The following is a 13,307-nucleotide window of genomic DNA, read 5'->3' as shown; positions in this document are numbered from 1 at the left end:
GTATGGAGGGCTACGACCTTATTGGGGATGTTCACGGCTGCGGCGCTACGCTTGCCTCGCTGCTGGAAAAACTGGGTTATCACCAGCGCAACGGCGTGTATCGCCACCCCCGGCGCAAAGTGATATTCCTGGGCGACCTGATTGATCGCGGCCCAAGAATTCGTCTGGCGGTCACCATTGCCCGACGAATGGTCGAGCAGGGCGAGGCGTATATTGTCATGGGCAATCACGAATATAACGCCCTGGCCTATACCCACCCAGGACCCGCTGGTAGCCACAAACGCTGGTTGCGCGAGCATACGCCGCGGCATAATCGTATTATTCAAGACACCCTAGAGCAGTATCGCGACTTCACTAATGAGTGGGAAGACACCCTGGCGTGGTTTAAAACCATCCCGCTGTGTTTAGAAATCGATGGTATCCGCGTGGTGCATGCCTGCTGGGATGAGACGCTGATTGATGAGCTTAAACAGCGCCGCCCAGATGGCTGCATGGACACCCAGTTTCTGATTGAGTCCACCGACCCCACCACCCAGGCGTTTCGGATCTTAGATCGCCTCACCCGAGGCCCGCATGTCTCGCTGCCCGCGGGCATTGCGATACACTCCGGTGATGGCTTTACGCGGAAAAGTTTTCGCGCTCACTTCTGGGCCGAGGCTCCAAAGCAGTGGGGAGATGTGGTCTTCCAGCCGGATAACTTGCCCGGTGATCTTGAAACCCGCGAATTGACCGACGAAGAACGACAGAAACTTAGCTATTACGGGCCAGAGCAGCCGCCGCTGTTTATCGGTCACTATTGGTGCGAAGGCATACCGGCACTGCCGGCCCATAATATTGCCTGCCTGGACTATAGCGCCGTCAAATATGGGCGTTTAGTGGCTTATCGTTGGAGTGGTGAGTCGGTCTTAAATGCTGATCATTTTGTCTGGATTAAAGTGCCAAAAGAGGAGCGGGCGCTGCCTAAACCCTGGGAAATCGACTTTGATTAACCGCGCCGATTAACAAATGTTTCTTTTTATTACATAAAATTACATATTTTTTTCAAAACGGCTGAACTAACCCTGCCGTCGGCTATCTGAGTAAGTGTTCCCTTGAATGATCCCTTGCTTTTATTCTCCGGCGGTCCCCACCGCCGGTTTTTTTTCGCCTGTATGTTGGCAGCCGTGCGGTACATTCAGTCGTTATCTTCAATAGCTACCCGCTGCGGTCAGCATGACGTCAGCGCTTTGATTAGAGGGATGTTATGCATCCAGTGATGCTTCTGCCCGATCACGCGGATACGAGCAAACTGCGCCAGGCGCTTTGGCGCCATCGCATTGGCCACCGCATTACCGATGAGGCCGACGGCCAACTGCTATGGGTCGCCGACCCGCGCCAACTAGATGCGCTTAAAGCCTTGGTTGAACGCTGGCAGCAGGGGGAACCCCTGGTGCTCCAGCAGCCTAATCAGCATCCACGCACGATGGCCAACTCCTTGGCTGCGCTAAAACAAGTGCCGGTGACGGCGCTGATGATTGTGATTAGCCTGGTGATATTTGCACTGATTAGTGTTTTTGGCGACCAGTTGATTGTTACTTTAACCATCGTGCCGATAGGTATTTCGGGTGGTGAACTTGTGTTCGGCAACCTGACGCAAACGCTTACCTCCGGGCAAGTATGGCGCTTGCTATCGCCCGCTTTTCTGCACTTTGGCTGGATGCATTTAATCTTCAATTTGATGTGGGTGTGGTATTTCGGTCGCCAGGTCGAGGCCCTACAGGGCAGCCGTACCATGCTACTGCTGCTTGTTGTGGCGGGCATTGGCGCTAATGTGGCGCAGTACGCAACCGGTACCGTGCTATTTGGTGGCATGTCAGGCGTTGTTTACGCCTTGCTGGCCCACGTTTGGTTGATGTCACGACGGGTTCCCCAAAGTGGCTTCTTTGTGCCCCAGATGTTGGTGGTATTTATGCTGGGGTGGATGGTGTTCACCATGACCGATATGGCGGGCAGCGTTGGCTTTGGCAATGTCGCTAATGAAGCGCATTTGGGCGGTTTACTCGTGGGGCTGGTCACAGGCTGGTATTATTCATCCCGCCGTTTGAAAAATCGTTAAGAGGCCTGCAATGAGCGAAATGACGTTCGAAAAAATGATCAATCAGATGACCCCAGCGATTTACGAGAGCCTTAAACAAGCCGTATCGCTGCGTAAATGGCCCGACGGTCGCCGCTTAACGCCGGAGCAGACCGAACTCTGCCTAGAAGCCGTTATGCGTTTTGAGGCGGAGAATAACGTGCCTGAGGAGAACCGCGTTGGGTATCTAGAGCAGCGTACCTGCGGGGCGGCGGCTACCGGTGCTGGCGTAACGCCTGAAATGGCCGGCTTGGCACGGGATGCCACGCGTGATTGAAGCGGCAGTACCGGGCTTTTCAGTACAGGGCTGTTTAAGCAAAATGGCGGCAGCGCTACCTGGCCGCCAAGACCAGCCAGTGGTTTACCACTTGCGCGCGGGTGAGCACCGTGTTGCGCTTAACGAGCGTATCGGTGAGCCGCTTAGCTTGCGTTGGACGGGTGCCATTGCCTGTACCCACTGTGGGCGGGCGACCAAGAAAAGCTTTGCCCAGGGCCACTGCTACCCCTGCTTCAAGCGGCTAGCCCAGTGCGATACCTGCATCATGAAGCCGGAAACTTGCCACTATTTCCAAGGCACCTGCCGTGAGCCGGAGTGGGGCGAGCGGCACTGCTTCCAGCCGCATATTGTCTATTTGGCTAATTCGTCGGGGCTCAAAGTCGGCATTACTCGCAAAACCCAAATGCCTACCCGTTGGCTGGATCAAGGCGCGATTCAGGCGCTGCCGATTCTTGAAGTGGATACTCGTCAGCAGTCCGGCTTTGTCGAAATGCTGTTTAAACAGCAGGTGGCTGACCGTACCAATTGGCGTGCGATGCTCAAGGGCGATGTCGAAACCATGGATTTAAGCGCCGAGCGTGATCGTTTGCTGACTTTGCTAGCCGATGGATTGAACCAACTGCGTGAGACCCATGGCGCGGAGGCGATTCGCACGCTGGAAGCGGTGCCGCAGCATTTTCACTACCCCGTCAGCGTTTTCCCCAAAAAAGTGGTCTCGCATAATTTTGATAAACAGCCGCTGGTGGAAGGCGTGCTGCACGGCATCAAAGGGCAGTATTTGATCCTTGATAGCGGGGTGATTAATCTCCGCAAATTCACGGGTTACGAGATACAAGTGAGTTAGGCGGCTAGCCAGATGAGGGTGTTTTGACTAAGGTTAGGGAGTGATCTGATCCCGCCTTATGCAACGCAAGGAAGCCCCGATGCCTTGGCTTAAACTGCTTCACATTGCCGCGCTAGTGATCTGGTGCGGCTCACTGCTTTATTTGCCTGCCTTACTCAGCCAGGCACTGCAACTGCGCAAAGACGCGGGCTTCGCCCAGGGCACGCCGCCCATGCCGCGCTTCTTTTATAACTCTATTGCTACCCCAGCTGCCCTGGTGGCGATTACCTCAGGCACGCTGCTGTTTCTCGTGCATGGCCTGCTGGGCGGATGGCTGATCTTAAAGCTGGGTGCCGTCGTGGCCATGGTGGCTGCGCACGGCTGTTTTGGCTGGTTAATACTGCGCCTTGAGATGGGCCACTACCGCTGGGTTAAGCCCGCCAACTGGACGGCGCTCTGTTTAGCCCTGGCAGGCATTCTAAGCGTGCTGGGGTTTGTGTTAGCAAAACCACTGGATTGGAGCTAACACGATGACTTTTAACGTATTAGCGTTAATCCTCAACCTCGACACCCACCGCGTGTTCATACACCAGCTGGCCACCCAGCCAGCCCGCCAGGGCGATCAACGCCGCCGTGACCAGCGAGACCGCCAGCCCCCAGGGCAGAATCGCGCTGGGGTCGTTGAAGCGCAGCAGCCAGTTCAGCGACGCCAACGAGAGCATGACCACCGCGACGATGGCGTGGCTCCAGCCGGTAATCAGGCGGCGAATGCGCGGCACGGTGACCAGATCGATAATGCCCGCCGTACTGGCAATCCAGCCGCCAAACGCGCCGACGCCTGCCAGCCACAGGCTAGCGCGCAACCAAAAGGGATCGCCGCTCAGCAGGTAACCGATATCGCTTGCCACCAGCGCCATCAGGGCTGCGACGGGAAAGTGAATCATCACGGGATGAAGCGGGTGGCCGGCGAGGGACGCGCGGCTTTTAATCGAGCGCTGACGAGGTTTTGCCATGGTCACTTCCTGTGGGCCGAAACAGCAATTCAAAGGGTAAGACACACTATTCAACGCTTAACCCCGCAGCGGGTCAACTCACTTGGCGTAACGCTAGCGCTGTTTGCGGGGCTGTTGCTAACCGGCTGCGCGGGGGATAAGTCTATTCTAGACCCGGCCGGTCAGGCCGCGTGCGATGTGGTGATGATCTGGTGGGTAATGCTGGGGTTTGGCAGCGTGGTTTTGGTGCTGGTCACCGCTTTTTGGCTGTATACCTTCAAGCGCAAAGAAGTAACGCGAACGCCTGCCGAGGAGCGAACAATAGCTCGTCGCTGGATTATTGGCGGCGGCATTTTGCTGCCGGTGGCAAGCATTACCACGCTACTGGCCTTCGGGGTGCCCACTGGGCAGCGTTTATTGCCGCTACCGTTGGGAGAACCACCGGAAGTCATCGAAGTTATCGGCCATCAATGGTGGTGGGAAGTCCGCTACCCAGGGGCGGAAGGGGGCGAGGTGGTGACCGCTAATCAACTTATTATGCCGGCGGGAGAACCGGTCGATTTTCACGTCACCGGTGCCGATGTGATTCACGCCTTCTGGGTGCCCCGCCTGGGTGGAAAGATCGATATGATTCCCGGGCGGGTGAATAAAATTCGTCTGGAAGCGGATGAACCGGCGGTATTTGGCGCCCAGTGCGCCGAGTTTTGCGGTGCCCAGCATGCCCAAATGCAGCTCTATGTAGAAGCCGTCGAGCGCGACGAGTACGAGGCTTGGCTGGCCGCTCGCGAAACGGACGCATTGTCGTCGCTAGCGGAAAACGATCAACAGCATGAGCCGGCCAGGGAGGCCTTTATGACCCATTGCGCGAGCTGCCATCGGGTAGCGGGACTCTCCTCGGGTGGGGAGGGGCCGGATCTTTCCGATCTTGGCAACCGCACCAGCCTTGGGGCGGGCATTATGGCCATGGAAGAGGGGGCGGTAACCCGCTGGCTACAGCACCATCAAGATTTAAAGCCGGGCAACAAAATGCCGCCCCACGATGATATTGAGACGGCCACCTTGGAGAGCCTGGGTGCTTGGCTGGAGACGCTCACCCCATGACCACTATCAACCGTGAAGCGACCCCCGAAGGCGATAACATCAAAGGTCCCCATCAACTGCACAGCGACTTGCACGACATATGGGGCAATCCGCGGGGCTTAAAAGCCCTCACCATTGTTAACCACACCACGCTCGGCCTACGTTTTATGGTTACCGGGATGGTGTTCTTCTTGATTGGTGGCCTATTGGCCATGCTGGTGCGCACCCAGTTGGCGCTCCCCGATCAAGACTTTATGTCCCCGGATATCTATAACCAAGTCACCACCATGCATGGCACGGTGATGATGTTTCTGTTCGCCATCCCAATGCTGGAAGGGTTGGCGATTTATATGATTCCCAAGATGATCGGCGCCCGTGATCTGGTTTGCCCACGGCTTACATCGCTGGGTTACTGGTGCTATCTGTTTGGCGGCATCATCCTATCGTTTAGTCTGGTGCTAGAAATGGCGCCGAATAGCGGATGGTTTATGTATACCCCGCTAAGCAGCAGCGAGTACTCCCCGGGATTGGGCTCGGATTTTTGGCTGCTGGGTATTACTTTTGTTGAGATCTCCGCGCTCTCTGCCGGGGTAGAACTGGTGGTTTCGATACTGCGTACCCGCACCCAGGGCATGGCGCTGCACAAAATGCCGCTGTTTGCCTGGTATATCCTCGCCATGGCGCTGATGATCGTGGTCGGTTTCCCGCCGCTGATTCTGGGCAGTATTCTATTGGAGCTTGAGCGCGCAGTCGGGATGCCCTTTTTCGAAGTGGCGGGTGGCGGTGACCCGATTCTTTGGCAGCACCTCTTTTGGCTGTTCGGCCATCCTGAGGTTTACATCATTTTCCTGCCTGCGGCGGGCATTGTCTCCACGCTGATACCTGTCTTTGCTGGCCGTCCGATTGTTGGCTATGGCTGGGTGGTGTTTGCCATTGCCGTGACAGGCTTTATCAGTTTTGGGCTTTGGGTTCACCACATGTTTACCGTGGGCATCCCTCAACTGGCCCAGGCGTTCTTCTCCGCCGCCAGTATGTTGGTGGCGGTGCCCACGGCGATTCAGGTGTTTGTGTGGCTGGCCACGCTATGGCTGGGCAAGCCCAAAATGAAACTGCCGATGCTGTGGATCATGGGCTTCCTGATTATCTTCGTGTGTGGTGGCTTGACTGGGGTGATGCTGGCGCTGGTGCCGTTTAACTGGCAGGTGCACGACACCCATTTTGTGGTGGCGCATATGCACTATGTGCTGGTGGGCGGGATGTTCTTTCCGCTGATTGCCGGGCTTTACTACTGGCTGCCGCTGTTTTCCGGACGGATGCCGTCTGAAACCTTAGGCAAATGGGGCTTTTGGCTGACCTTTTTAGGCTTTAACGGCACGTTCTTAATCATGCACTGGACGGGCCTGCTGGGTATGCCGCGGCGGGTTTACTCCTATGAAACGGGCATGGGCTGGGATATTTTCAATCTGCTCTCGTCCATGAGTAGCTTTATTATGTCGGCGGGGATTGCCATGGTGCTGCTCGATTTTGCGCTGCATTTCCGTTTTGGCAAACCCGCTAAGCATAACCCCTGGAATGCTGACACTCTTGAGTGGGCTAACAGCATGCCGCCCAGCGCCTATAACTTTGTCAGCCTACCCAGCGTCGAGACGCGTCATCCGCTCTGGGATAATCCCGACCTGCCACGCACCATGGCAGAAGGGCAGCATAGCCTGGCGGTGGCGACTCACGGCCGCCGTGAAATGTGGGGCAGTGACCCATTAACGGGCAAAGTGCGCGAAATCATTCACCTTCCGGGTAATTCCTGGTGGCCGCTGTTTGCTGCCATGGCGCTGGCGGTTGTATGTATTAGCTTGCTAACGCGCCTTTATCCCTTGGCGGGCATCGCGGTGGTTATCGCTGGGCTATTTTTGCTGCGCTGGTCGTGGGAGAACGGGGCGCATCCAAAAGCCGCCCCGGATGCAGAAGTTGCTCCCGGCGATCCACCACTGCACTCGCGTACCATGGATGGCCCCGGCCTATGGGCCATGTCGATCACGCTAATCGCCAATGGCTCGTTCTTTCTCTCGTATTTGTTTGGTTGGTTTTACCTGTGGACGGTGTCGCCGGAGTGGCGGATGCCTGAGTCTTCACCGCTCTCCTTGCTGGGGTTGATTCTTGCCGGGGCAGCGCTAACCGCTGGCGCAGGAATTCTCGAAAAACTTGTTAGCGGTTTGCGACAGGGTAGGGATGCGGGGCTGGCAGTGGGCATGTATGGCATCAGTGCCCTTGGATTTGTGCAGGTAGCGATGACGCTGTGGGTGCTGTTAAGTGCAGACTTGGCAGTGACCGAGACCTCCCATGATGCAATCATCATGGTTGGCTTAGCCTATGCGCTGCTACATGGCGGTTTAGGCGCCGTGCTTGCCCTGCTTCAAGGCCTGCGGGTGGGCTATGGCTATGTGGGTGCTCATGCGCCTTTCGAACCCGCTGTGGTTGCCCAATGGTGGCGCTATAACCTGGTGACCTTCTGGATACTCGTGGGCGCGCTTGCCGTGTTGCCTCGTGTAATAGGGAGCTAATCTGATGTGGAAACCGCCTACAATGCAGCGCCTACACCTTACCCATCCACTACATTTCGTCATTGGCCTAACGCTGTGGTGTATCTGGTTTATAGTGGTTTATGGTGGGCATGCGGTTGCCTGCGCAGTCGCACCGCCTGCTCCCGAGCAGGGCGTATTCACCCTGGTGAGCGCTATGCTGCTTGCCGTCAGTGTCGCAGCGATTGCGTTACTGACGGCATTAACGGTGGGCTGCTGCCAGATGGCCAAGCGCCAGGTCGGGCGGCTGCGTTTTAATGCTTCGGTGTCCGCCGGGCTGTATCTTTTCTCTACCTTAGGCGTTGTGTTTGCGGCAATGCCGATTATCGGCATTCCGCCTTGTTTGTGAGTGGCATGACTGACGGCAACGCGGAAAATCTCTATACCCTCCACGGTATGTGGTGCACCAGTTGCGCCCTAGCCGTGGAGGGTTCGCTTAAGCGGCTTGAAGGCGTGCGTGAGGTTAGCGTGCACTACCCAAGCGCAACGCTTTGCATCAGCGGCACGCCTGCCGCTACCCAGCTCTCGAATCTCGCTGCAAAGGTTAAGCGTCTGGGCTACCGACTGACGGAGCTTGAGCCGGTGGCGGACGCCCATGCGCGTTTAGAAGAGGAGAGCCGCTACTTAACGCTTAGACTAATGGTCGGCTCGTTGTTCGGCATGTGGACGATGCTGGCTTCTCTACTGATCTACGCCGGTGCGCTGCCAAGCGAGCAGGTTGAGCAGGTAGTCGCTTGGGTTTCAGGGGCGTTTTCACTGCCCGTTGTGCTGTTTGCCGGCGTGCCGTTTTACCGGGCTGGGTGGCGCACGCTGCTCGCCAAGCGCCCCGGTATGGATGTGCTCGTCAGCCTTGGTGTTATTGGCGCGGTGACGGTGTCGGTATGGCTGCTATGGCGCGGCTCTGCAGAGGTCTACTTTGATACGGCGGTAATGCTGATCGTGCTTTTACTCGTTGGGCGGCTGGTGGAAACGCTGTGCCGCCACCGGGGGTTAAAAGCATTGGATGCCCTGACGCTGCCGGACGTGAATATCACTGCTTGGCAAGAGGAAGCCTGGATATCGCTGCCCGTAGATGACGTGAAAACGGGAATGCGCGTTGAGCTAGCGCCCGGTGCGATGGTGGCTCTCGACGGCACCCTTGAAGAGCCCGGCTGGATCGACACCGCCTCACTGACTGGGGAAAGCTTGCCGCGACATTTTCAAGCAGGGCAGAAGGTATACGCGGGCTGCCGTTATTTGGGTGCCACGCCTATCGTCATGCAGGTCAGCGCTGGGGTAGGCCAGCGGCGACTGGATCGGCTGTGTGATGAAATGCGCCGCTATCAGGCCAAAAAAGGTGAACTGCAGAAGCTCGCTGACCGTTTTGCCGCCTGGCTAAGCCCGCTAGCACTAGGGCTCGCGTTACTGACACTGCCCGCTGCACTGTTATTCGGGTTGGGGTGGGAGGATGCCTTAGTGCGCGCGCTTTCCGTATTAGTCGTGGCATGCCCCTGCGCCGTCGGGCTTGCAGTACCGCTGGCAAGCCTGGCAGGGAGCGGTCAGGCAATGCAGCAAGGGATTGCACTGCGCGACCCCGCCGCGCTTGAAACCCTGGCACGTATTCGCTCGGTCGCACTGGATAAAACCGGCACTCTGACCACCGGTAGCCACGCAGTGCTTCACTGGCAAGCGCGTGAGGGTGTTAATGAACAGGTGTTACAACGCAAGCTCAGCGCCGCCGTTGCGGGCAGCGAACACCCCTTAGCACAAGCGCTCGCTCGCTGGGCGAGTAACCCAGGCGATCAGCGACCTGAACAGTGTATAGAGGTCAACGAATCGCCTGGGGAAGGACGCCGCGTGCAGTTAAGTAGCGGCGAATGGCTGACGGTAGGCAGTGCCAATTGGTTGGCTCGCCAGCGTATCGTGCTGCCTGCCCAAGCGGAGGACGCAACGCTGGCCTTTGCTTCTCAAGTGGTGATAGCTGATAAGGTGGGTTGGCTAGCCACGCTCTATCTCACTGATCAACCGGTGGGCGACGCCGAGCCTAGCGTGAAACATCTGTTAGCGTCAGGGTATGTGGTGGCGATGATTAGTGGTGACCGGCAGGGCGCGGTGAGTTGGTTAGGCGAGCGTGTGGGGCTTGCCCGTGAAGCTTGCTATGCACAGCGCTCGCCGGAAGCGAAAGCGCGTTTATTGCGGGGGCTACCATCGCCAACGCTCTACGTGGGGGATGGCTTAAACGATACCTTGAGCCTGGCCGCAGCAGATGTGGGTATCGCGCCACTAAGTGCCAGCGAAACCGCCCGGGAGGGGGCTGCTGCCCAGCTTATGGCACCAGGAATTGGCGGGGTAGTGAAACTGCTTGGCATTGCCCAACGCACCCGGCGCATCATGGCTCAAAACCTGTTCTTTTCAGCGCTGTATAATACTCTGGCGCTCGGTTTGGTGGTCGTGATGGCAATACCCCCGCTAATCGCGGTGCTCGCCATGGCAGCAAGCTCGCTGACAGTTACCCTTAACGCTGCACGATTAGCCTGGGCTGAGCCGGATTAAGAGGGCTAACTAAATGAAGAGAGCTAAATGGAATAGCCAAGTGCCTGTTTAAGCCGCTCTGCATTGGTAGCCACCCAACGTGGATCAATCGCGCCCCAATTACGTATCTGGTAGCGGCCAATGTTGTGGCGCTCGCCGTCATCTTTAGTAAATACACACTCGATATCCAACTCGGCCAGGGAGGCGATCGTATCCTGGGCGGTGCGCCGGGGCATACCGGTGGCCTCGATCAACGCAGGCACGCTGGCAGCACCTTGTTCGATCAAATGGGCGACGTATAAACGGCGGTAAAAACTTGATTTGGTTTTGCTAAGAGCGGGCATTGGGCTTCCTTTTCAGCTAATTGTTGCATATGCCGCTTAGCTTAAATGAATAAATCCTGCTGCGCTCGTGGCGGGCGAAAATCCCGTGTATTCAAGCCCTGCTCGGTGCGATCCTGCATGTTCCACTGGCGGCTGGCACGGGCAAAGCGCTGGGCGATTAAATCCGCAAATACCCCTTCACCGCGAAAGCGCTTACCAAACTTGGCATCGTACGCCTTACCGCCACGGCACTGACGTATTAGGCTCATCACTTTCGCAGCGCGCTCTGGGTAGTGTGCTTCTAACCACGCTTCAAAAAGCGGCGCCACTTCATAGGGTAAGCGCAGTAGCATCCAGGCGGCAGTGCGCGCCCCTGCACGGCTGGCAGCTTCCAAAAGGTTTTCGATTTCATGATCCGTCAGTCCCGGAATAACTGGCGAAATCAGCGTACCTACGGGAATGCCCGCGGTATTCAGTTCCCGAATGGCTCGTAAGCGCGCCTGGGGAGATGCCGCCCGCGGCTCTAATGTGCGTTTCAAGTTGGCATCCAGGCTAGTCAAACTAACAAATACGCGCACCAGCCGGTGCTCAGCCATTTCGGCCAGGAGTTCTAAATCGCGCAGCACTAAGGTGCTTTTGGTCACTAGCGTTACCGGGTGGCGACACTTCAGTAGCAGCTCAAGTAACTGCCGAGTGGTTTGATGTTTGGCTTCAAGCGGTTGGTAGCAGTCGGTGTTGCCGGAAAGGTTGATGGGGCGGCACACATAGTTGGGATGACAAAGCTCTTCAGTTAACCGCTCCACTAAACCGCTGCGGGCAATCAATTTGGTTTCAAAATCCAACCCCGGCGACAAATCCCAGTAGGCGTGGGAGGGGCGGGCATAGCAGTAAACGCAGCCGTGCTCACAGCCACGATACGGGTTTAGTGATCGATCAAAGGGTAAATCCGGCGATTTGTTCCAGGAGAGTGCGCTTTTGCTGACTTCCTCACGTACTTCGGTGGCGATAGTGGTGGATGTTTCCTCCCGCCACCAACCGTCGTCTTCCGCATTGCTTTGGGTGGGCGCAAAACGGTTATGCGGATCGTACGTTGCCCCGCGACCTTTACGCACGGCTGACGCATGAGACGCTTGTTCGGGAGTCGTCATTGGCCACCTCACCTCTAAATGCTATTGATGTATGCATATGGTTATATATACAGTATATGGCGTTTATAAAAAGACGCAAGCAGAGGGGTAGGAGCTTAAATGCTAAATTCGGGGGATGAACAGACGCTCCGTTATTTCATACTCTTAACTAGGGCCTGTTGGCGTTTCACTCACGGCCACGCTGGCGCCCATATTGAAAGAGGCGATATGACCTATGGAGCTGCAACCACATTTTGAGCTGATGGCATCCTATAACCAGTGGATGAACACCAAGGTATACGATGCTGCCAGCAGGCTGACGACCGCTGAGCTTAGCGAAGAGCGTGGCGCTTTCTTCGGTTCGATTTTTGGCACGCTAAATCATGTTGTGGTCGCCGATACCATTTGGCTTAAGCGGTTTGCAGCGCATCCCGCGTCTAGCGCAAGAACGCTTGCGGTAATAGTCGACCTCCCTACGCCACAGCGGCTTGATGAATTGATGTTTGATGACTTGGAAGGCCTGAAAGCGCATCGCCGATGGCTTGATACTGTAATTATTAACTGGGTGGGCGCGCTAACTGATGACGATTTGAGTACCACGCTGAGTTATCACAACACAAAAGGAGTGGCCTCAAAACGACGCTACTCAAGCCTGATTCTCCACTTCTTCAATCACCAAACCCACCATCGCGGACAGGTATCTACTTTATTCTACCAAGCCGGGGTGGACATTGGTGTCACCGATCTGCTGGCGCTGATTCCGGACGAAGCATCAATATGATGTTTAACCACCTTATATGGTGGAAAACGGTGAAGGGAGAAAGGCCATGCATATTAGATATATGTATACTGAAGATCATTGATAGCGGTCACTTACATTGAAAGGTTTCACATTAATTAAGACGGTTGCGAGCACTAGATGATCAAGCTAGAAAAACTTGATGCAGCGGATGTGGCTGAAGTGCGCAACATCGCGGTGCGCGATGATCAGGTGAAATTTGTGGGGACCGCTAAGGAGTTTCTCACTGATCGACATGAAGCGACGCATCTGCATGTGATTAAGCACGATGACCAGTTGGTAGGATGCTTCAAAATCGATATAGCCTACGCTGATGACTATGATTTTTGTACGGAAGGCAGCATAGGCCTACGCGCGTTTTTCATTGACGCCAAGCAGCAGGGTAGAGGGCTTGGGACGTTGGCGGTAAAAGCGCTGTTTCCCTACCTAAAAGAAAACTATGCGAATTATCCCCGAATCTACCTGACGGTGAACGCCAAGAACCCTGCGGCTCACACCTGTTACCAAAAGGCGGGCTTCCATGAAACAGGTGAGCACTACCTGGGCGGGGCTGCGGGGCCTCAACATATAATGTATTGGGACCTCCAGTGATCAGAACGTTTACCCCAAGCGATAGTGAGTCAGTTCTGACTTACTAGTTCGTTGATGTTATGTAGCTTGACGTATAAGGGCGAGCATAAACGCCT

14 protein-coding genes are annotated in these 13,307 nt (G+C 56.1%); 11 read left to right on the top strand and 3 right to left on the bottom strand.

Translation table 11 applies throughout. From position 1 onward, the window contains the following. The first annotated feature begins 2 nt into the window (after nucleotides 1–2). The 5 genes from U738_RS10940 to U738_RS10920 all read left to right on the top strand — a co-directional run bounded on the left by U738_RS10940 (nucleotide 3) and on the right by U738_RS10920 (nucleotide 3,739). On the top strand, nucleotides 3–989 hold the full coding sequence (locus tag U738_RS10940; RefSeq protein ID WP_035580228.1) for a metallophosphoesterase: 987 nt from the start codon (nucleotides 3–5) through the stop codon (nucleotides 987–989). A 254-nt stretch (nucleotides 990–1,243) separates the two neighbouring features. Further along, nucleotides 1,244–2,095: a rhomboid family intramembrane serine protease gene (locus tag U738_RS10935; protein ID WP_035580220.1), complete on the top strand. Its 852-nt coding sequence runs from the start codon at nucleotides 1,244–1,246 to the stop codon at nucleotides 2,093–2,095. Between the two features lie 10 nt (nucleotides 2,096–2,105). Then, entirely contained in the window at nucleotides 2,106–2,390 is a 285-nt protein-coding gene (locus U738_RS10930; protein WP_035580217.1) for a YeaC family protein, read from the top strand. Between the two features lie 43 nt (nucleotides 2,391–2,433). Beyond that, nucleotides 2,434–3,234, top strand: coding sequence for a DUF2797 domain-containing protein (locus U738_RS10925; RefSeq protein WP_235208662.1), 801 nt, complete (start codon nucleotides 2,434–2,436; stop codon nucleotides 3,232–3,234). Nucleotides 3,235–3,313: 79 nt separating this feature from the next. Next, on the top strand, nucleotides 3,314–3,739 hold the full coding sequence (locus U738_RS10920; RefSeq protein ID WP_035580213.1) for a CopD family protein: 426 nt from the start codon (nucleotides 3,314–3,316) through the stop codon (nucleotides 3,737–3,739). A gap of 25 nt (nucleotides 3,740–3,764) precedes the next feature. Here the strand turns inward: U738_RS10920 and U738_RS10915 are convergent, their stop codons facing one another. Continuing rightward, nucleotides 3,765–4,226 carry a DUF2231 domain-containing protein gene (locus U738_RS10915; protein WP_035583470.1) on the bottom strand — a complete coding sequence of 154 codons (462 nt, stop codon included), beginning with the start codon at nucleotides 4,224–4,226 and terminating at the stop codon, nucleotides 3,765–3,767. 9 nt (nucleotides 4,227–4,235) lie between these two features. Between U738_RS10915 and coxB the strand changes: the two genes are divergently transcribed. The 4 genes from coxB to U738_RS10895 are packed head-to-tail and all read left to right on the top strand — an operon-like array spanning nucleotide 4,236 to nucleotide 10,393. Further along, a complete protein-coding gene (gene coxB / locus U738_RS10910; protein ID WP_050714157.1) occupies nucleotides 4,236–5,306 on the top strand; it encodes a cytochrome c oxidase subunit II in 1,071 nt (356 codons plus the stop codon). Next, a complete protein-coding gene (ctaD, locus tag U738_RS10905) occupies nucleotides 5,303–7,843 on the top strand; it encodes a cytochrome c oxidase subunit I (protein ID WP_035580210.1) in 2,541 nt (846 codons plus the stop codon). The genes coxB and ctaD overlap by 4 nt, the downstream gene beginning before the upstream one ends. 4 nt (nucleotides 7,844–7,847) lie before the next feature. Continuing rightward, nucleotides 7,848–8,210: a hypothetical protein gene (locus U738_RS10900; RefSeq protein WP_231896835.1), complete on the top strand. Its 363-nt coding sequence runs from the start codon at nucleotides 7,848–7,850 to the stop codon at nucleotides 8,208–8,210. A 5-nt stretch (nucleotides 8,211–8,215) separates the two neighbouring features. Further along, entirely contained in the window at nucleotides 8,216–10,393 is a 2,178-nt protein-coding gene (locus tag U738_RS10895; RefSeq protein ID WP_035580208.1) for a heavy metal translocating P-type ATPase, read from the top strand. 23 nt (nucleotides 10,394–10,416) lie between these two features. On the opposite strand, the gene U738_RS10890 is transcribed toward U738_RS10895, so the two are convergent. Together U738_RS10890 and U738_RS10885 are read right to left on the bottom strand one after the other, a co-directional pair. After that, nucleotides 10,417–10,716, bottom strand: a complete 300-nt coding sequence (locus U738_RS10890) for a winged helix-turn-helix domain-containing protein (protein WP_035580204.1) — start codon at nucleotides 10,714–10,716, stop codon at nucleotides 10,417–10,419. Between the two features lie 41 nt (nucleotides 10,717–10,757). After that, nucleotides 10,758–11,843 (bottom strand): PA0069 family radical SAM protein, encoded by a 1,086-nt coding sequence (locus U738_RS10885; RefSeq protein WP_035580201.1) that lies wholly within the window; start codon nucleotides 11,841–11,843, stop codon nucleotides 10,758–10,760. A 214-nt stretch (nucleotides 11,844–12,057) separates the two neighbouring features. Here U738_RS10885 and U738_RS10880 point away from each other — a divergent pair, with 214 nt between their 5' ends. Further along, entirely contained in the window at nucleotides 12,058–12,603 is a 546-nt protein-coding gene (locus U738_RS10880) for a DinB family protein (RefSeq protein WP_035580198.1), read from the top strand. Nucleotides 12,604–12,741: 138 nt separating this feature from the next. Further along, nucleotides 12,742–13,212: a GNAT family N-acetyltransferase gene (locus U738_RS10875; protein WP_035580195.1), complete on the top strand. Its 471-nt coding sequence runs from the start codon at nucleotides 12,742–12,744 to the stop codon at nucleotides 13,210–13,212. Nucleotides 13,213–13,307: the final 95 nt, after the last annotated feature.

Source organism: Halomonas sp. TG39a (assembly GCF_000744395.1).
GTDB lineage: Bacteria > Pseudomonadota > Gammaproteobacteria > Pseudomonadales > Halomonadaceae > Vreelandella > Vreelandella ventosae_B.
The sequence above is the reverse complement of the archived record's forward strand: the minus strand, read 5'-3'. Positions and strand labels throughout refer to the sequence as shown.